Origin of the sequence: Mucilaginibacter sp. 21P, from assembly GCF_019331605.1 — a bacterium.
GTDB classification, from domain to species: domain Bacteria; phylum Bacteroidota; class Bacteroidia; order Sphingobacteriales; family Sphingobacteriaceae; genus Mucilaginibacter; species Mucilaginibacter achroorhodeus.
Genome location: NZ_CP063061.1, coordinates 843,959 through 863,697, shown reverse-complemented (window position 1 = coordinate 863,697; position 19,739 = coordinate 843,959). Strand labels below are relative to the sequence as shown.

At 42.9% G+C, this 19,739-nt stretch carries 19 protein-coding genes and 1 tRNA gene; 11 read left to right on the top strand and 9 right to left on the bottom strand.

The features are described from left to right. Positions 1 to 25: 25 nt before the first annotated feature. On the bottom strand, positions 26 to 1,156 hold the full coding sequence (locus INP83_RS03805; RefSeq protein WP_219126362.1) for a thioredoxin-like domain-containing protein: 1,131 nt from the start codon (positions 1,154 to 1,156) through the stop codon (positions 26 to 28). A gap of 188 nt (positions 1,157 to 1,344) precedes the next feature. Here INP83_RS03805 and INP83_RS03800 point away from each other — a divergent pair, with 188 nt between their 5' ends. From INP83_RS03800 to INP83_RS03790, 3 genes are all read left to right on the top strand, one after another. Beyond that, positions 1,345 to 2,130: a succinate dehydrogenase cytochrome b subunit gene (locus tag INP83_RS03800; RefSeq protein WP_146269454.1), complete on the top strand. Its 786-nt coding sequence runs from the start codon at positions 1,345 to 1,347 to the stop codon at positions 2,128 to 2,130. A gap of 87 nt (positions 2,131 to 2,217) precedes the next feature. Beyond that, the gene (locus INP83_RS03795) at positions 2,218 to 4,152 is read left to right on the top strand and encodes a fumarate reductase/succinate dehydrogenase flavoprotein subunit (protein WP_219126361.1); all 1,935 of its coding nucleotides are present in this window, start codon (positions 2,218 to 2,220) and stop codon (positions 4,150 to 4,152) included. Between the two features lie 76 nt (positions 4,153 to 4,228). Next, the gene (locus INP83_RS03790) at positions 4,229 to 5,020 is read left to right on the top strand and encodes a succinate dehydrogenase/fumarate reductase iron-sulfur subunit (RefSeq protein WP_146269456.1); all 792 of its coding nucleotides are present in this window, start codon (positions 4,229 to 4,231) and stop codon (positions 5,018 to 5,020) included. Between the two features lie 69 nt (positions 5,021 to 5,089). Here the strand turns inward: INP83_RS03790 and INP83_RS03785 are convergent, their stop codons facing one another. From INP83_RS03785 to INP83_RS03775, 3 genes are all read right to left on the bottom strand, one after another. Beyond that, entirely contained in the window at positions 5,090 to 5,572 is a 483-nt protein-coding gene (locus INP83_RS03785; protein WP_219126360.1) for a peroxiredoxin, read from the bottom strand. A 25-nt stretch (positions 5,573 to 5,597) separates the two neighbouring features. Continuing rightward, the gene (locus tag INP83_RS03780) at positions 5,598 to 6,614 is read right to left on the bottom strand and encodes a Gfo/Idh/MocA family oxidoreductase (protein ID WP_219126359.1); all 1,017 of its coding nucleotides are present in this window, start codon (positions 6,612 to 6,614) and stop codon (positions 5,598 to 5,600) included. A 289-nt stretch (positions 6,615 to 6,903) separates the two neighbouring features. Continuing rightward, on the bottom strand, positions 6,904 to 7,485 hold the full coding sequence (locus INP83_RS03775; RefSeq protein WP_219126358.1) for a DUF4142 domain-containing protein: 582 nt from the start codon (positions 7,483 to 7,485) through the stop codon (positions 6,904 to 6,906). A 134-nt stretch (positions 7,486 to 7,619) separates the two neighbouring features. Here INP83_RS03775 and gcvH point away from each other — a divergent pair, with 134 nt between their 5' ends. The 5 genes from gcvH to INP83_RS03750 all read left to right on the top strand — a co-directional run bounded on the left by gcvH (position 7,620) and on the right by INP83_RS03750 (position 11,696). After that, positions 7,620 to 8,000 (top strand): glycine cleavage system protein GcvH, encoded by a 381-nt coding sequence (gcvH, locus tag INP83_RS03770; RefSeq protein ID WP_146269461.1) that lies wholly within the window; start codon positions 7,620 to 7,622, stop codon positions 7,998 to 8,000. A gap of 74 nt (positions 8,001 to 8,074) precedes the next feature. After that, complete coding sequence (locus INP83_RS03765) at positions 8,075 to 8,398, top strand: VanZ family protein (protein WP_146269462.1); 324 nt, start codon at positions 8,075 to 8,077, stop codon at positions 8,396 to 8,398. Positions 8,399 to 8,609: 211 nt separating this feature from the next. Further along, the gene (locus tag INP83_RS03760; RefSeq protein WP_146269463.1) at positions 8,610 to 8,825 is read left to right on the top strand and encodes a ferrous iron transport protein A; all 216 of its coding nucleotides are present in this window, start codon (positions 8,610 to 8,612) and stop codon (positions 8,823 to 8,825) included. Between the two features lie 9 nt (positions 8,826 to 8,834). Next, positions 8,835 to 10,949 carry a ferrous iron transport protein B gene (gene feoB, locus INP83_RS03755; RefSeq protein ID WP_219126357.1) on the top strand — a complete coding sequence of 705 codons (2,115 nt, stop codon included), beginning with the start codon at positions 8,835 to 8,837 and terminating at the stop codon, positions 10,947 to 10,949. A 135-nt stretch (positions 10,950 to 11,084) separates the two neighbouring features. After that, positions 11,085 to 11,696, top strand: coding sequence for a SprT-like domain-containing protein (locus tag INP83_RS03750; RefSeq protein WP_219126356.1), 612 nt, complete (start codon positions 11,085 to 11,087; stop codon positions 11,694 to 11,696). A 59-nt stretch (positions 11,697 to 11,755) separates the two neighbouring features. Here the strand turns inward: INP83_RS03750 and INP83_RS03745 are convergent, their stop codons facing one another. The 4 genes from INP83_RS03745 to INP83_RS03730 are packed head-to-tail and all read right to left on the bottom strand — an operon-like array spanning position 11,756 to position 16,489. Next, positions 11,756 to 12,271: a glutathione peroxidase gene (locus tag INP83_RS03745; RefSeq protein WP_219126355.1), complete on the bottom strand. Its 516-nt coding sequence runs from the start codon at positions 12,269 to 12,271 to the stop codon at positions 11,756 to 11,758. 54 nt (positions 12,272 to 12,325) lie between these two features. Beyond that, entirely contained in the window at positions 12,326 to 12,751 is a 426-nt protein-coding gene (gene ybeY, locus INP83_RS03740; protein WP_219126354.1) for an rRNA maturation RNase YbeY, read from the bottom strand. Then, positions 12,751 to 13,176, bottom strand: coding sequence for an ATP-binding protein (locus INP83_RS03735; RefSeq protein ID WP_219126353.1), 426 nt, complete (start codon positions 13,174 to 13,176; stop codon positions 12,751 to 12,753). Before INP83_RS03735 ends, ybeY begins: the two co-directional genes overlap by 1 nt. Before the next feature lies 1 nt (position 13,177). Next, on the bottom strand, positions 13,178 to 16,489 hold the full coding sequence (locus INP83_RS03730) for a DUF4175 family protein (protein WP_219126352.1): 3,312 nt from the start codon (positions 16,487 to 16,489) through the stop codon (positions 13,178 to 13,180). 155 nt (positions 16,490 to 16,644) lie between these two features. Here INP83_RS03730 and INP83_RS03725 point away from each other — a divergent pair, with 155 nt between their 5' ends. From INP83_RS03725 to INP83_RS03715, 3 genes are all read left to right on the top strand, one after another. Beyond that, a complete protein-coding gene (locus INP83_RS03725; RefSeq protein WP_219126351.1) occupies positions 16,645 to 17,907 on the top strand; it encodes an MFS transporter in 1,263 nt (420 codons plus the stop codon). A gap of 10 nt (positions 17,908 to 17,917) precedes the next feature. Then, entirely contained in the window at positions 17,918 to 18,601 is a 684-nt protein-coding gene (locus tag INP83_RS03720) for an MgtC/SapB family protein (RefSeq protein ID WP_219126350.1), read from the top strand. 58 nt (positions 18,602 to 18,659) lie between these two features. Further along, a tRNA-Pro gene (locus tag INP83_RS03715) sits at positions 18,660 to 18,733 on the top strand. A 59-nt stretch (positions 18,734 to 18,792) separates the two neighbouring features. Here the strand turns inward: INP83_RS03715 and INP83_RS03710 are convergent. Further along, complete coding sequence (locus INP83_RS03710; protein WP_219126349.1) at positions 18,793 to 19,662, bottom strand: flagellar motor protein MotB; 870 nt, start codon at positions 19,660 to 19,662, stop codon at positions 18,793 to 18,795. Between the last annotated feature and the right edge of the window lie 77 nt (positions 19,663 to 19,739).

The following is a 19,739-nucleotide window of genomic DNA, read 5'->3' as shown; positions in this document are numbered from 1 at the left end:
CGAGTTGTCGCCTTCTTCTCTTATTTCACTTTTTATTAAAGTAATCATGCACGGCCTGGTCTACGTCCTGCAGGGCTATGTTTGCCTGCAGCAAGCGCCAATTATCATCCAATAAAAAGTAGGTGGGCACAGCCTTTATTTTCCAGTTGGCTACATTAGGCGATTCGTTGCCTTTCAGATCAGATACCTGTATCCATTTGTCGGTGATTTTAGGTGCGTTCTTTAGCCATATTGCCTTATCGGTATCGATGGAAACGCTAATAGTAGCAAATTTCTGCCGGTCGCTTTCAGTCAGGATCAACCCATTAGCCATTTTTGCGTGGTTCTGTTCTATTACCGGGCTGCCGCTCTTCCAAAACTCAACCAGTATCACTTTCCCCTTTATGGCCTTTTTATCAAATGGCTTTCCATCAGGTGTTTGGCCAACAATATCTGCGGCAACCGAGCCGGGGATCAGTTTAACCAGCACGGCTACTTTATTACCTACCTTAATACCGTCGTCAGTGTTCTTAGCAGAATCCGTAAGCATGGAATACACATCTGCATATTGCTGCGCGTATTCATCAAGATATTGCTCTGCAAGGATATGCGCTGCGGCCTGGCTGTTTGGGTTAGCTTTAAGATAAGCCGTCAATATTTTCGGCTCCATCTCGCGGCGCTGTTGCTGCAGATCACGGGTTTTGGCATATAGCGCGGCGCGTTCCTTTGGCTGCATGTCTTTCACTTCGCGGGTATCCAGGTATTTTACCATGGAGTCGATGGTATGGTCAAGCTTGCCGGCCATTTCATTTTCTAATTGATAATATGCGCTAAGCTGTTGTTGTGTTTTAGAGTTGGTAGTTACTGTAGGATAACCTGCAGCCTGCGGCTCAACATTGTAGTCAACGTTTTCAAGATATAAAGTGAACTTGCGTTTGGCGCTTAAAGGCTTTGAGTCGTCGGTAACTGCAATATCGTAGTACCCGGGCGCCGCAAGAGGCTGAGCTACTTTATCCTCCCCGTCTTTTATGTTCTGAGTAAGAATAGTTTCGTTGAATTGGCTTAAAGTAATTTTGCCGTTAGCGATGCTTTTGTCTGTAATTGTTAACTGAAGCTTCGGCGTACTTTTACAAGCGGTTAGTACGGCAATCAAGATGATAAAAGCGTAACGTTTCATTGATGTGGTGTAAGGTTGGCCCGAAATTAACAATTTGCGCCATTTTGTTGATAAGCGATTAAAGCTTACTTTTTTATGACCAAATTTAGATTGTTTCTAAATAGCTATTATCCCTGCTTTAAGCCGAAACCATTTATATCTTTTGGCTTTTAATAGATACTTTTGCGGAAAAATAAATCTGATCTATAATGAGCGAATTTAAACAAACCTTTAACTCCTCACTGGGAAAAAAGCTGATAATGGCTTTAACAGGCTTGTTTTTATGTACCTTCCTAATCGTACACGTGGGTGGTAACCTGCTGTTGTTTAAACACGATGATGGTTTTGCATTTAACAGCTATGCTAACTTCTTAACGCATTTCCCGCCGATAGAGGTTATTGCATACCTTCTCTACTTCTTTATCATCCTGCACTCGGTATATGCTTTGGTGCTAACCATCAAAAACCGCAGGGCAAGGCCGGTAGGTTATGCAGTAACTACGAAATCGCCAACATCCTGGTCATCAAAAAATATGGGCCTTTTAGGTTCTATTCTTTTGCTGTTCATCGTTATCCACATGGGCGATTTTTGGTTTACCTACAAATACAAGGATATCCTTCCGTTTAAAGAGTATCGCACTAACCTTGCAACTAACCAAACAACAGCTTCTGAATACAAGCCGGAAGTACCAACGTTTGAGCGGTCGATCTCAACCGAGAACAACGTTGAGATTGTTAGGGTAAAAGACCTTCACTCACGCATCCAATGGAGCTTTAGCCATCTTTGGTATGTTGTGTTTTATGTAATTGCTATGGTTGCTGTATCGTTCCACTTATTACACGGTTTCCAAAGCGCGTTTAAAACGCTTGGCTGGGTACACAAGAAATACGATGGCATTGTATCGTTTATCGGCACATGGCTTTTTGCGGTGATCATTCCGTTACTGTTTGCGCTGATGCCGATTATTTATTATTTCCAAAGTTTAAATAAATAGTGATTGGCTGATTACGTGACTGGAGAATAGTTAAACGCTTAACCACCTCACACAATCAACCACTCATCACTCAATAAATAAAAAGAAATGAGTTTAAATGCTAATATTCCGCAAGGCCCATTGGCCGAAAAATGGAGCAAGCATAAGTTTAACTTAAAGCTGGTTAACCCTGCCAACAAGCGTAAATACAACGTTATTGTAGTAGGTACCGGTTTGGCCGGCGCATCAGCTGCTGCTTCATTGGCCGAATTGGGTTACAATGTAACCGCTTTCTGTTTCCAGGATAGCCCACGCCGTGCGCACTCAATTGCCGCACAGGGTGGTATCAACGCCGCTAAAAACTATCAGAACGATGGTGACAGCGTTTACCGTTTATTTTACGATACCATTAAAGGTGGCGATTACCGCGCACGAGAATCTAACGTTCACCGCCTGGCAGAGAACTCGGTAAATATTATTGACCAGTGTGTAGCACAAGGTGTACCCTTTGCACGCGAATACGGTGGTTTATTGGATAACCGCTCATTTGGTGGTGCACAGGTATCACGTACTTTTTACGCCCGCGGCCAAACCGGACAACAATTACTTTTAGGTGCTTACTCAGCGCTTAACCGCCAGATAAACCTGGGCAAGGTAAAAATGTATACCCGTCATGAAATGCTTGATGTGGTAATGATTGACGGCCATGCAAAAGGTATTGTTACCCGTAACTTAATTACCGGAGCAATTGATACCCACGCAGGCCACGCCGTATTATTATGTACAGGTGGTTATGGTAACGTATTCTATCTGTCAACTAACGCTATCGGCTCAAACGTAACAGCAGCATGGAGGGCACACAAACGAGGTGCTTACTTTGCTAACCCTTGTTATACACAAATTCACCCAACCTGTATCCCGGTTACCGGTGATCACCAGAGCAAGCTTACGCTGATGTCTGAGTCGTTACGTAACGACGGTCGTGTATGGGCTCCTAAAACCGTAGGAATCGCTAAGAAATTGCGCAACAAGGAGATCACAGCATCACAGGTTAAGGAAGAAGACCGCGATTATTTCTTAGAGCGCAAATATCCATCATTTGGTAACCTTGTTCCGCGCGACGTGGCATCACGTAATGCCAAAGAAATGGCCGATGAGGGCCGTGGTGTAGGTACATCCGGTTTTGCCGTTTACCTTGACTTTGCGGACGCGATCAGCCGTTTGGGAGAAGATACCGTGCGTGCTAAATACGGTAACCTGTTTGATATGTACTATCAAATAACTGACGAGAACCCGTACAAACAGCCAATGCGTATTTACCCTGCTGTACACTATACTATGGGCGGCCTTTGGGTTGATTACAACCTGAGCACCAACGTACCTGGTTTGTATGCCTTGGGCGAGTGTAACTTTAGTGACCACGGTGCAAACCGTTTGGGCGCTTCTGCACTGATGCAGGGATTATCTGATGGGTACTTTGTTATCCCTTACACTTTAGGAGATTACCTTGCTACCATCGGCCCTAAAGCGGTTGATAAAAATCACCCGGCTTTTGCGCAAACCAAACAGGACGTTTTAGATAACGTGAATAAGCTGTTATCGCTTAAAGGCAATAAAACAGTTGTTGAGTACCACCGCGAGCTTGGCCACATTATGTGGGAGTACTGTGGTATGGCCCGTTCAAAAGAAGGCCTTACCAAAGCTAAAGCGATGATTAAAGAACTGAAAGCAGACTTCTGGAAAAACGCGATAGTTGTGGGTGACAACGAGGAGTTGAACCTTTCACTTGAGCGTGCAGGCCGTGTTGCGGATTTTATTGAGCTGGGCGAGTTAATGGTGACCGACGCGTTGATGAGAAACGAATCATGCGGTGGCCACTTTAGGATCGAATCGCAAACAGAAGAAGGTGAAGCGCTTCGCGATGACGATAACTACGCATTTGTTGCAGCCTGGGAATTTAAAGGCGAAAACGCGGAGGAAGAGCTGCACAAGGAAGAGCTGGTATTTGAAAATGTTAAGTTAACACAACGTAGTTACAAGTAGTACTTAGTAGCAAGTATCAGGTATCAAGATCAAAATGGTCGTGATAGTTGATACGAAATACTCAAATCTCTATAATATGAGTCACGAAAATATGAACCTGACGCTTAAAGTATGGCGCCAAAAAAATACACAAACCTCGGGTAAGTTTGTGACCTATAAAGCCGAAGGGATATCGCCGGATATGTCGTTCCTGGAGATGCTTGACGTGGTGAATGAAAGCCTGATCAAAAAACAGGAAGACCCAATCCACTTTGACCACGATTGCCGCGAGGGTATCTGCGGTAGCTGTTCATTATACATCAATGGCCGGCCGCATGGTCCAAAACGAGCTATTACTACCTGCCAGTTGCACATGCGCAGCTTTAACGACGGCGAGACCGTTACCATTGAGCCTTGGCGCTCTACGGCCTTCCCGGTTATCAAGGATTTGGCTACAGACCGTTCGGCATTTGACCGTATACAACAAGCAGGTGGCTTTATCTCGGTAAATACCGGTGGTGTGCCTGATGCCAACTCAACACCTATCCCAAAAGTAGTTGCTGATGAGGCGTTTAACTCTGCTACCTGTATTGGTTGTGGTGCCTGCGTTGCTGCATGTAAAAATGCTTCAGCAATGCTGTTCACATCGGCCAAGATCACTCAGTTAGGATTATTGCCACAAGGCCAACCAGAGCGTTGGAGCCGTGTACAGGCAATGGTTAGGCAGATGGATGAAGAGGGTTTTGGTAACTGTACCAACACCGGTGCATGTGAAGCAGAATGCCCTAAAGAGATAACTTTGATGAACATCAGCCGTATGAATAACGACTTCTTCAGCGCAAAGTTGTTCCGCGAAGAGCATACGCATGATCATAGCGGCAACGGATAAATACCGATTGCTTAGACATAGAAAAGCCCGGTTGCATTTGCAACCGGGCTTTTCTATTGTACCAATATTTTAAGCCTTGCTGGTGACCGCTAAAATGTCTTTCACTTCTGGCTGGTTTTCAAATGCTTTAAGCAGCTTGCCATTTTTGCCATAGATAGCAACATAAGGAGTGTGCTTTAACTGGTAGTAGCGCTGCACGGTGTAAGTATAACCCTCGGTACCCAATATAAAATTAGGGTATTTGTTAAGGCCATAGTCGTTCTCAAAGGTTTTTACCATTCGGATATCCGTAAAGGTTATCATTACTACTTCGAATTTTTTGAACTTATCCATATCAGGCTTCATATCGCGGATAAGCTTTTGGCAATGCGGGCAATCCGGTGCAAAGTAGATCAGTATCACCGGTTTGTTCTTAGGCAGATCGGCAGCGGTAATGATCTGATCCTTTGTTGTCGTGATCTTGTATGGCGCAATGGTGTTAGGGGTGGTTTGCGCTTGGCTGCATCCTAAAGCCGCAATTATCGCAAATACTAAAAATACAAGTTTTTTCATTTTATTTAAAGTCATGGGGTATAAGTTAAGCCTCCAGCATCTCTATCTGCCAGGCTATATGTTCTTCTGTTACCGGGTATAACGCATTTTCGCGCACAGTATGATAAACGGCCTCAAATATTTGGTTATAATCACCTTTCACTGATGGTACGTCCTCTGCACATTTCTTATTATCTATCTCAACAATGATAAGTTTACCCTCATTCCCTTCAGGCTCAATGCCATAAGCAGGATCATTGGGCATCATACCGCCATCTAACTGTGCTTCCTGAACGTCGGTGCGGTTTTTGATGAAACTTCCCAACGTACCGTTTACCCAAAAACCGGGCGTATCACCTGCTATCTGCAAGCCCGATGTAAGGTAAACATTCAGCTGGTTAGGGTACATCAAGTGATAATGGAAATAATCAGGAACTTCAGACCCCTCACGGTAAATGCCTGTGGTTTTATGGAATGATAGAGGTTTCCCGAATAAAGCAATTGTATTATCGAGCAGGTGCGCACCCAGATCGTAAACCAACCCGCCTGCGGGTACGCCTTTGGTTTCCTTAAAGGCTTTTACGCCAACAGCGGCTTTATACCTGTCCATTCTAAAAGTCACTTCTATAAGCTGGCCTAAGCGGCCGCTTTCTATAACCTCTTTGGTAGAAAGGAAGCCGCTATCGTACCGGCGGTTCTGGTAAACCATCAGGTGGCGGTTAAGTTCTTTTGCCGTGGCAAAAAGTGTTTTCACTTCTTCAGAAGTAGCAGCGGCAGGCTTTTCCAACAACACATGCTTGCCTGCCTTCATAGCCATCATAGCATGTTCAAAATGCAGGTTGCTTGGGGTATTAACAATTACCAGTTCCACTTCACTGTCGTTAAGCAGCTCATCTATCGAATTATACTCAGTGATGCCGGGGTAAAGTTTTGATGCTTTTTTCTCGTGCCTTTCTACAATTCCTTTTAAAGTAAAGTGGGGATTAGTATGAATGAACGGTGCGTGAAAGATCCTGCCCGACATCCCATAAGCCATCAGGCCGGTTACTATTGGTGCTGCCATGGTGGTAAATTTATGAGTTAATGCCGCATTTGGCCAAATTATCTGCAATAAAATGGATGTACAAAAGGTAGCCGGCTGCGGAGTTAAATCATCCAGTCTTCGTTACACTTGACCACCCTCTCTGCTGCAAGCAGCAAAGCAGATAAGAAAAACCCTCTTTTCGCGCAGCGAAGAGAGGGTCGACAAGCGAAAGCGATGTCGGGGTGAGTCAGATCTTCAATCGATTTTAAAACAAAAAAGGGAAGAGTAACATTACCCTTCCCTTTCTAAAGAATCAATTAAATGATCCTTATTTCATGCTTTTTTGAATAGCTTCAATTTTTGCAAGGTGCATTTTAACAGCAGGCAATGTTTTTGTAGCAAAAGCCATTAAGTCAGCATCTTTACAGTTTTTAGAAGCATCTTCTAACATAGATTCTACTTTTTTGTGACCGTCAACCATTGCATCAACGTAAGCTTTATCAAAGTCTTTACCGGTTTTAGCTGAAAGGTCGGTCAACATTTTTTGATGATCCGCATCAGGTGCAGTTGGTAAAGTGATGTTTTTCTTTTTAGCAATTTCCATCAGTTCTTCGTTCACTTTAGTATGGTCAGTAACCATCATAGCAGCAAACTCTTTAACTTGTGCGTTAGTTGCTTTTTCTGCAGCAACTTTACCTGCAGCAACTTCAGTCATACCTGCGTTGGCAGCATCAGTAGCAAATTTTGCATCTTTTTCATCTACAGCAATACCGGTAGAACCATTTGTAGTAGTGTCTTTAACAGCGTTTACGCTATCTGCGGCTTCTTTGCTGTCTTTTGGGGCGTTGTTACATGCCTGGAATAATAATGCCGCAACAGCGATCATTGCAGCTAAACTTAACTTTTTCATTTTGATAGGTGTTTTTTTAGTTTTTGTATTGATACTTAACAAACTTTGCACCATAGTGTTTGATTGGGGCAATGCTTATTTGCTTGTGATATAGCTTAAACTTTTGTTATTTTTGAGCACACAAATAAAATGATATGAATTTTCCGGCAGAACTAAAATACACAAGCGACCACGAGTGGGTAAGAGTTGAAGGTAATGAGGCTTACATCGGTATAACCGAATTTGCACAAGGTGAATTGGGCGACATCGTTTATATAGATATCAATACCGTTGGCCAGGACGTTACCAAAGAATCTGTTTTTGGTACTGTTGAGGCTGTTAAAACCGTATCTGACCTGTTTATGCCGGTTGATGGTACCGTATTGGAAGTTAACAGCAAGCTGGATAGCCAGCCCGAACTGGTGAACTCTGACCCTTACGGCGAAGGCTGGATGGTAAAGATAAGCCTTAAAAATGCTGCTGATGCAGAAACCCTTTTGGATGCAGATGCGTACAAAGGTGTTATAGGTCACTAACTTAAATGAAGCTTTCGCTAAAATATTATGGGCCCGCTATTTTGTGGGCCCTCTTTGTTTTAATTATTTGTGCTGTGCCTATCCACGTAAAGGAAGGCGAGGGCATATTTTTTAGAGGGTTTGATAAATTGGTGCATTGCGGGCTGTTCTTTGTACTATCAGTACTTTACTGCGCAGGCAGTATCAGAAAATGGAACACCCGGAACATCAGGATAGAAATAGCCATGAAAAATACCATAGTACTGCTAAGCTATGGGGCTTTAATTGAGTTTTTGCAAGCCAGGGTTTTTACCTGGCGCAGCGGCGATTTTAATGATCTGCTGGCCGATGTGATAGGTACCTGTATGGGCATCTTCGCAGTACAGGTAACCGGTTCTGCAATAAATAGTGTGCGATGAAAAAGTGCTTGATTATATATTGTGTTTTAATGATGATGATCTCCCTGTCATCATGCAGAATATTTAAAAAAGATTGCGGTTGTCCGCATTTCGGCGCTATAAAGGCCGCGGAGCAAATTAAACACGCTTGATTTTACCTTAACATTACCTTCTGCTTATTTGGATTTGTTTTAAATAAGCTTACATTTGTGGTCTAATAAAATTTACGCAGATGACGCTTGAGGAACTTGCCGTTGGCGAAACAGGAGTAGTGAAGGAATTTACAGATCTTGAAATGTCTGTAAAACTCATGGAAATGGGTTGCCTTCCTGGTGAAACTGTGAAAATTGCCCGCATTGCCCCCCTTGGCGATCCTATTGCCATACAAGTATCGGGCTACCAGCTTAGTTTGCGCAGGTTTGAAGCATCAACCATTATTTTGCAATAGTACATTCTCTTGAAAGCTGATATCAGAGTAGCACTTGTAGGAAATCCAAACACCGGTAAATCAACACTATTTAATGCACTTACCGGTCTCAACCAAAAAATTGGAAACTTCCCTGGTGTTACTGTAGATAAAAAAACAGGCATTTGCCAGCTTACCGATGGCCGCCGTGCAGAGATCATAGACCTTCCGGGTACTTATAGCCTTTATCCTAAAAGTAAGGACGAATCCATAGTATTTTCTGTTCTGGCAGAGAAAGGTTCAAATCTCACACCTGATCTTATAGTGGTTATTCTTGATGCTACAAACCTTAAACGCAACCTGCTTTTATACACCCAGGTTGCAGATCTTAAGATACCCATAGTTATTGCGCTCAATATGATGGATATGGCCAAGAAGGCCAATATTACTATTGATATCGATCTGCTTTCAAAACGCTTGGGCGTGCCCGTTGTGCCTATTGCAGCAAGGCAGGAGAAAGGTATCGAAGATTTGAAACAAGCCATTGCTTATGCTAATAAGGTTGCCTTACAGGTTGACACCATTGATGTACGCAGCATTGCCCCTGCTCTGATTGCCGATATTGAAAGCGCTACCCAAACAGATAACCCGTACTTTGCGCTTCAACTGGCCCACCAGCATGAGCATCTTAAGTTTTTAACAACCGAGCAAAGTAATCAGATCGAAGCCTTAGAGGAAAAACATGCTTTCCATTCGCAAAAGGCTCAGGCTGCCGAAACCATTTCGCGCTATAATTATATCAACGATGTATTGTACGATACGGTGCAAACGCCCGATACCGCACATGAAGAAAGCATCAGTAACAAAATAGATCATATATTAACCCATAGGGTTTTCGGCTTCATCATATTTATGGCGGTGCTGCTGTTTATATTCCAGTCTATCTTTGCCTGGTCGGCATACCCTATGTCATTAATAGAGGATAGTTTTGTTTGGGCCGAAGGTCTACTACGAAATGTTTTACCCGCCGGTCCGCTTGCCGATCTGCTGATAGATGGCGTTGTTGCCGGCTTAAGTGGCGTACTGGTGTTTATTCCGCAGATTGCTATACTTTTTGCATTTATCTCGATACTGGAAGATACAGGATACATGTCGCGCGTTACGTTTATGATGGACAAGATCATGCGTAAGGTTGGTTTAAATGGTAAATCAGTAGTGCCATTAATAGGCGGCTTTGCCTGCGCAGTGCCCTCTATCATGAGTACCCGCACCATTGAGAACTGGAAAGACCGCATGATCACCATTATGGTAACGCCACTGGTGGCTTGTTCGGCACGATTACCGGTATATACTTTATTGATAGCGTTAGTTGTGCCCAACAAAAATGTTTGGTGGATATTTAACCTGCAGGGCCTTGCGCTTACAGGTATGTATGTACTTAGCCTGGTATCTGCTGTGTTAGTTGCCTTTATAATGAAGTTTATATTGAAGGCCCGCGAACGGGGTTACTTCATTATGGAATTGCCCGTATACCGTATGCCACGTTGGAGAAACGTTTTACTATCCATGTATGAACGTTCTAAAACGTTTGTGTTGCAGGCAGGGAAGGTTATTATCGCTGTTTCCATTATCCTCTGGGTATTATCCAGTTATGGGCCGGGCAATCGTTTCGAAAAAATAGAACAAACTTACAGCCAGCCGAAGTATACCAAGACCATGGCTCCTGATAGCCTTGAACGAGTGGTGTCATCCGCCAAATTGGAAAATTCCTATGCCGGTGTTTTAGGGCATGTGATTGAACCGGTAATTAAACCTATAGGCTTCGACTGGAAGATAGGTATTGCGCTCATCACATCCTTTGCTGCCCGCGAAGTATTTGTAGGCACCATGGCAACCATATACAGCGTAGAGGGCGATGCCGACCGCATATATTCCGTGCAGGACAAAATGCGGAAAGCTAAAAATTCTGAAACAGGCCAGCCCGTGTTCACCCTCGCAGTAGCATTTTCGTTAATGATGTTTTACGCCTTTGCTATGCAATGCGCGAGCACAGTAGCGGTTGTTTACCGCGAAACCAAAGACTGGCGCTGGCCGGCAGCCCAATTCGCCTACATGACGGTACTTGCGTATGGAATGGCATTTTTGGTATACCATCTTTTAAGATAAAAGAAGAAAGGTTTGAGGTAAAAAATTTCAAGTGTTGTTTATTTGTTTATAAACGATATAACTCGTCAACCTCAAATAGTATTCTTAATTACCTTTTGCCTTTTACCCTTCGCCATAAACCTTTATTTTTGGGAATTGGATAAAATAAAAGTATTAGAAAAGTATCTCCCGGCAGAGGCCGCCCCACTGATAGCGCGCTGGATAGATTATTTTAAATGTGAGTTTAAGGTCTCGCGCAACCGAAACAGCAAATTTGGTGATTACCGTGCCCCTTTCGATGGCAAAGGGCACCGCATCTCTGTAAACTACGATCTTAACCCTTACGCCTTCCTTGTAACCACCGTGCACGAATTTGCGCACCTGCATACCTGGAACGAGCATAAACACCGCGTAAAGCCTCATGGCACCGAATGGAAAGGCAATTTCAAAAAGATGATGCAGCCTTTTTTTGAGAAGGATGTTTTCCCTGCAGATGTAAAACGCGCTATAACCAGTTATTTGAATAATCCGGCAGCATCAAGCTGTTCCGACTTGAACCTGTACCGTTCGCTTCGCCAGTATGATGCCCCCAAAGAAGCTATACACACAGTAGAAAAGCTACCTATGCATACCGTTTTTAGACTAAAGGACGGACGCGTTTTCCGAAAAGAGGAAAAGCTTCGCAAGCGTTATAAATGCGTTGAGCTAAGCACACGCCGCATTTATCTTTTTAGCCCGGTAGCAGAAGTTGAGGTGGTGGAGGTTTGAAAAGCTTAAGCAATAAATATCTATTACAATAAATAAGGGAGCTTTTGGCTCCCTTTCTATTACAAGTTCTTTGTTATCTCTTCTGACAATGGCTTCACAGCCGAACGGTAGCGATGGATAAGTTTACCGTTCTCATCTATCAGGAACTTCTCAAAGTTCCACTTGATCTCGCCGGTAAAATCAGGGTTTGGTTCTGATGTTAAATATTTAAAGATCGGGGCGATATCGTCACCCTTAACGCTTACCTTTTCACTAAGCGGGAAGGTAACGCCAAAGTTTTTTTGGCAAAACTCTTTTACATCGCTGTTGCTGCCTGGTTCCTGGCTGCCAAAGTTATTTGCAGGGAAGCCTATAACAACTACTTTGTCTTTGTATTGATCTGCAAGCTTCTGCAATTCGGCATACTGTGGCGTAAAGCCGCATTTCGATGCTGTGTTAACGATCAGTAATTTTTTGCCTTTGTATTTGGCCAGGGAAAAATCCTTACCATCAATATTTTTTAGTTTAAAGGTGTAAACAGAACTTGGTGCCGATGTAACAAACATCATGGCCAGTATTAATGCAAATGCTTTCATGTTAAGTATGTGACTAATTGAAGATTAATAATTTAGTTGGGATAAATTTAGCTATTAAAAACCTCTTTTATCCAAATAGAAATCTTCTTTGGATGTCATTTTTTGTTTATCGGTTACAGATTTGTCTTTATAACCTAAAAGATGCAGCGCTCCATGTATAATTACGCGGTGAAGCTCATGCTCTTCTGTTACTTTAAATTTCGAGGCATTCTCTCGTATACGGTCAATCGAAATAAAAATATCACTTACAATAACGCCTTCTTCCTCCGAATTATCAAAGGTTACAACATCCGTGTAGGTATCGTGATCAAGATACTGTTGGTTTATCTGCAGCAGGTAATCATCTGAGCAAAAAATGTAATTGAGTTCTTTTAATTTAAAGCCTTCGGCCTCTATATTATCTTTTAACCATTTGCGAACGGCAGTTTTATTTTTTAGCTTATAGATAATATCTTCTTCAAAAAAACTGATAGCCGGCATTATATCTTAAAGTGTAGTTCAACCTCGTTACCTGAAGCGTTAAATATACATTGATCTGCAAGGTGTTTCAATATAAACACGCCACGGCCGGTAAGTTCTTCGAGTCTGTCTGCAGCGGTAGGGTCTGGCAAATTGTTATAATCGAAACCGGGGCCCTCATCGGCAATTGTCCAAACCATACGGCGGCCATCAACCTCTACGTTTATAAAAACGGTTTTCGTTTCGTCCTGCTTATTGCCATGTAAAATGGCATTCATTACGGCCTCATTAAGGCAGGTCATCATATTGGCAAATGTATCCTCGCTTACCTGATATTTATCAGCAACCTCTTCTATCAAAGCTTCAAGCTGTGTAATGCTTTCAACCTTTGATGGCAGCTGTAAAGTATAGAGTTCCCCTGCTGCATGAACATTTGCCGGTTCCATATTATTTTGCATTAAGTTGATCAAAGTAGTGTTTTATTTTCTGTTTATAATATAAATTAAGAGCCGGAGGGGCGGTCCTTAATCTTTCCGTTTGTTTCGCCTTTAGCGTTTCATAATTCTGTAGAGCCTTAATGTAACCCGGCGGCAATTCCTTGCCGGCCTTGCTTTCGCGTTTTTGGTCTTGCTCTCGTTCCTGCTCAGCCTTATCTGCCTCAAGCAAACGGGTTTGTATCTGCTGCTGGCGTTTTAAGGCATCATCAGTTATTCTCTTGTTTACGAGATCGTTCTCGGTTTGTTCCATTTCTTTTGAAATTTTATCAAGGTCGCCGAGGCCGTTTCTACCGTCTTTGTTGTTTTCGCGGTTGTATTGCTGTAACGATTGCCTGATGAGCTGCTGCTGCCGAGCCATCTTTGCAAACTGCTCACTCATACCATTTTGGCCGCTTTTACCCTGCGGCTGATTACCCTGCTTTTGCATCTGCTCGCGTGCCTGCTGCATGTTCTGGTTAAGCTGTTGCTGCATTTTGCTCAACTGCGATAACGACTGTTGATTTCCCTTGCCTTTGCCACTTTTGCTCTTTTGTTTTTGCAATTGGTCAAGCGCTTCGGTAAGCATTAAAGCAAGGTTATTCATAGATGTCATCGCGAATTGCTGATTACGGTTAGCTACTGCTGTTTGCCGTTCGCCCATGTTATCCAAAGCCTGGTCAATATGCTCATTTATTGCCGAAATTTCTTTATTGACTACTGATTGTATTTGAGGTATTCTGCGGCTAAGTGCGTACAGGCTATCTTCCGCAGTTTTTAGGTTATCCTTAACATCTTTTTGTTTTTGAGCCAAAGTTGTATAGTTAGGATCTTGAGAACTCATCCCCCTGAGCGATTGCATGATCTTTTCCTGTGTAAAGGAACTGTTCACTAAAGACTTGAGCAGTTCTCGCAACTGACGGGCATTTACAGCGTTATTGCTTTCCTGGCCTTCTGCATCGTCATCCTGCATTTTTTTGGCAAGTTGCTGCATTTTGTTAGCGGCTTGTTGCTGCCCATCTGATGCCTTTTGGCGATCATTATTTTTTAAAGCATCTGTACTTTGCTGCATGTTGGTAGCAATTTCCTGCTGCTCGGCCTGCGGGTTCTTAAAATCCTGCTTATTGCCATTCTGCTGATTCGTTTTTTCCAGGTCGCTCAACTGTTTTTTTATCTCATCAAATTGCTGATTTAACTTTTGCTGCTGCTGCAAGTCTTGCGAAGTATTCCCCGCCTTTTTAGTTTGCTCTGCAAGTTTTTGCTGTTCGCCGGCCAATTGATTAAGTTGATTTACGGTTTGATTGACCTTTTGCTCAAAATCAAGTTTCTTATACAGCTCAAGTATCCTATCCAACTCTTTCTTCATGGATTTATTGTCATTCTGCATTTTCGAGAGCTCGTCACGGGTGCCGTCTTTTTGGCTCTCTTGTAACATTTGCTGCAGTTTTTCCAGCATTTCTCGGGTCTTATCATCCATTACATTATTCAGCAGGTTTTCTATCTGCTTTTGCATTTCCATCAGTTCATCTGTTTGCTGCTGATTTTGCTGACGATTGTAAAGGTTCTTTTTATTTTCGGCCTGTATTTCTTTTACCAATGCATCCAGGTCATTCTTTTTCTGCAGTAGTTCTTCAACCTGTTTCTTCTCATCAAACGACAAGTTGTTTTTTTCCAGAAGCGATTCGTTAAGTTTTTGCGCAGATTTCTCTATCTGCCCGGCCATCTTTACCGCCGACTGAATTTTTTGCTTTACTGCCTGAGTGCCATTATTTAGCTGCTGAGCTAACACTGCGGCATCAGGCATATTAAGTGTGCGCTCAACACTACGCGTAGTTTTAGGACCATTAACACCATCGTTATCACTTACTTCAAAAAAATAAGTGACGGTTTCACCGGGTGGTGTTTTAAGCGATCTGGTATCCCAGAAATAAAAAAAAGCTGCCTCCGTGCCATTCAGCGCTGCTTTAACAGGGATACGCCGCAAATCGTTTTTATTGTTACCAACACGGTAACAAAAGTTTAGCGAAGAAAAACCATGATCGTCGGCCACCTGCCCGTTAAAGTAAAAAGCATTCATGCTCACTGAGTCGGGTTTCACTTCAACCTGTATAGAAGGTAATTGATCAGCAATAACATTTATTTTGTAACTGACAGAATCAGATGTGTTTATGGCGCTATTAAGAGGCGTAAGCGAATAACTTGTAGCTGAAACAATGTGTTCAGCATGCGAGAAGACGTTATCAAATTGCCTGTTTAATACAAATTTTCGGCCTTTTACATTAAACGCCAGCTCCGAAGCGTTCTGGGTAAAAAACTTCCAGCTGATTACTGTTCCGGCAGGGATAGTTAAGTCTCCGGCATTTGTTATGGTTTCCCTTTGCTTATGCAGGTATGCGGGGTAAGTAAGCTCAGCATCAAAATGCAGCAACAAAGGTTTAAGGCCCACCTTTACAGTATATGGTGCTGAGCTAAACCCGTTGCCCGACAGCCGAAAGGTGATACTTTTTTGCAGATTGTTAAACGTGTAATGAAACCTGCTAATATTATCCTTGTCGAGCTTAAAGGTTGTGTTGCCAGTCTCAATATATACATCTGCCGGAAGTTTATCGCCCGATAGTTTGATGTCGAGCTTAAGATCCTGGCCCTGTACAGCCGAAAGATCTTCGTTCAATACCCGGAATTGAAACGGGGCTTTAGGTGCAAAATACTTATCGTGATGGATAAGCCTATTAGTGCTATCAGTAAGTATGGATGGTGCAGCAAATGCCAATATGCAAATTATAGCAGCGGGCGGTATTACCCACTTAAGGTACTTATTATTTTCTCGCAGGTTAACTGCTGAAGGGAAGCTTACCGGTTGCAAAGTTTCAATACGCTGATTGATACTGGCCTCCAATAATTCGCGGTGTTCCGGGTTTTCCAGTGCCTGGCGCTTTAATTGGAGTGTGTTAAGTAACTTATCATTCACATTGGTAAAATGCTTACCTATTATCTCCGCGGCCTGGTTATGATCAAGTGTTTTACCTAATTTAAGCATGGCCAGCAAAGGCGGTATAACCAGCCAGAAAAAGAGCGAAAGGTTTAACAGGATGAAAAAGTAAAAAAGTATAGTACGCGGAACGGTGTTAAAGTTGCCAAAATACTCTGAAAGCGTAATAACGACATAACCTATTAAAAAGCCCGACGCAAGAAACAGCAAACCGCGCAGCAGGTTGTTGTAATGATATTTGCGTATAAAAACGTTGATCTTCTCCAGGAGCAGATCATAATTTTCAGGTTGGGACATGTACCGGTTAATGAATAATACAGTTACTGAAACGAAAATAAGTATTAATTAATATTGCGATGCCGGATAAGCAAGAAATATTGATTGATTGTAAATAAATAATTACGCACTGTACTAAAAACAATTGGCGTCAACGCTTTGTCGTTCAGATTATAATGAACATCAGTACTTTTAAAGCCTTTCGTAGCCGTAATTACCGTTTATATTTTGCCGGTCAGTCCATTTCACTAATTGGTACCTGGATGCAGAAAACCGCTGTAAGCTGGGTGATATACACGTTAACACATTCTACATTTATGCTGGGGCTTACGTTGTTTGCCAGCCAGTTCCCGTCGTTCTTACTGTCGCTATTCGGTGGTGTGGTATCAGATCGCTATAACCGGTTCCGGGTGTTGCTTACCACGCAGGTTGCTTCTATGATACAAGCAACCATACTGGCGGTTATTATCCTTCTAAAACATTATGCCGTATGGGAAATATTAACCCTCAGCGTTATCCTTGGTGCCATAAATGCTTTTGATGTACCGGCAAGGCAGTCATTAGTGTTTGAGATGATAGAGGACAAGAACGATTTGCCAAATGCGCTTGCATTAAATTCATCTATGGTTAACCTGTCCCGTTTAATTGGCCCCGCCATTGCCGGTTTTGTGCTTGAGACGATGGGCGATGGCATATGTTTCCTGTTAAATGCGGTGAGCTTTATAGCGGTAATTGGGTCGCTGCTGCTGATGCGCTTGCCCAAATATGTAAAACAGGAACACAGCAAGAATGTAATGGGTGAACTGAAAGAAGGTTTCTCTTATCTTAAGAAGACACCTTCGATATCATTTGTGATCATGATGCTTGGGTTGATAAGCTTGTTAGTTTTACCATTCAGTACGCTGATCCCTTATTATGCCCGCGAGGTTTTCAAGGGTAATGCCACAACCTTCGGTGTAATTGACAGTGTGATAGGTCTGGGTGCGTTTAGCGGGGCAATATTTTTAGCTTCCTTGAAACCGGGCAGCAACCTTAAAAAGATATTGAGTATTAATACGCTAATATTCGGTATTGGCCTATTATTGTTCTCGCACGAAAATACTTACTGGCTTGCATTAGTGTTTGCAACTATAGCAGGCTTCGGTATGATGTCGCAAATAACGGTTAGCAATACCCTTATTCAGACCAGTGTTGAGCCCGGTATGCGCGGGCGCGTGATCAGCTTTTATGCCATGGCTTATTTTGGTTTACAACCGGTAGGAGGCCTGCTCGTAGGGTTGGTTTCTAAATGGATAGGTGCACCGGATACCATATTGTTTGAAGGTATTGCGGCATTAGGTATTGGCTTGTTACACTATAGCTTTTTACGGAAGGAAAAATTGAGACAAAAAAATAATGTGATGGCCGTAGAGGAGCGCCATTTACAAACAGTTAATTAACTTAGTTGCAATGATTGCGTTAACTGACATTTTAATAAGGTTGGCTGTGGCAGCGTTGCTGGGCAGTTTAATTGGTTTAGAGCGCCAACGGCATGATTGGGTTGCGGGCCTTAGAACTCACATGCTGGTTTGTGTGGGTGCTGCCTTAGCCATGATCGTTTCTATGGATGGCTTTAATGATGTGGTAAATAAACCTGGTGTAGGGCTCGATCCATCACGCGTGGCTGCACAGGTAGTAAGCGGGATAGGCTTTTTAGGTGCCGGAACAATATTTTTCCTGAAAAGCGAAATTGTAAAAGGGCTAACTACTGCAGCCGGGCTGTGGACTGTTGCCGTTGTTGGCCTGGCTGTTGGTGGCGGGCTTTACATTCCGGCAGCAGCTACAACCGCCATAGTATTGATCATTCTGGCTGCTATAAAACCCGTGGAACGCAGGCTTTTTGATAAAAATAAATACACAGCCATTAGTGTGCAAGTTGGCAAAGATCGGTTAGATATTCACAGCATTCAGCAGGTGTTAGAAAATCACCTAATAGGTATTAAAGAAGTAAGACTGACGTCGCCCGATGAGCTTACTGATCAAATTAAGATAGCTGTGCGCAAATCTTCCTCAAAAAGCCCGGAATCGCTGGCTGTATTGCAGGAATTACAGAAACTGCCAGGGGTAAATATGGTAGAGTTTGTTTCTCACTGATTATATTTGGGGTTGACTAATAATACAAGCTTTTTATATTTGTAGCCTTGCCGGTTTTCGGGATGTAGCGTAGCCCGGTATCGCGCCAGCATGGGGTGCTGGAGGTCGTAGGTTCAAATCCTGCCATCCCGACTAATAAAAAGAAGCCTTGAGAAATTTCTCAAGGCTTCTTTTTATTTTAAAGGAATCGCTTACTGTTTAGCCGGTTGGTTTTCCGGCGCCTTGCCTATCAGGTCCATAAACTGATCCAGTTTAGGGGTGATGATGATCTGAGTACGCCTGTTCTGTGCTTTACCACTTGGCGTGCTGTTGTCCGCAATTGGATTGTATTCGCCACGGCCACCTGCGGTCAGTCGTTTTGGGTCAACCTGGTAGTTATTCTGCAAAGCCATCACAACCGATGATGCCCTTAAAGCACTCAGGTCCCAATTGTTGCGGATATTTTTCTGCGTGATAGGCACATTGTCGGTATTACCTTCTATCAACACATCGTAATTGTTGTAATCCTTAATGATCTTGGCAATCTTCGATAAAGTTGCACCGGCTTTATCAGATATTTCATAACTGCCAGATTTATAAAGCATATTATCAGCCAAAGAAATATATACTACGCCTTTTAATACCTTCACATCCACATCCTGCGCCTCTTGTTGGCTTAGCGACCGCGTTAGGTTATTGGTAAGCACCATATTAAGCGAGTCGCTTTTATTTTTGGCATTCACCAGTTCCTGTATGTAACGGTTAGACCGGTTTATCTCGTCAACAAGTTTAGAGATATTGATATTGCCTTGCCCGCTTGATGTTAAACACTTATCAAGCGCGCTTTGCAGTTGCTTGTTGTTCGCTCTTTCAGATGCCAACTGGTCGTCAAGACCTTTTACCCGGTCGTTTGCAACGGCCAGGTTGCGCTCCGTTAATAAATATCTGCCACGTACTTCGCGGGTATTGCTATCCAACTTATCGTATCTTGCCTGTAGCTCTTTATACTTTCCGGTGCTAACACAACCGGAGGCCGCAATTATCGCAACCAATAGTGTAGGAAATATTATTCTTAATTTCATGATATATAAGAATTAGTTAAATAATAAATAACTCACTCTTAACCGTTTTGGTATAAAAAGGTTTTCCTAAAACAAAG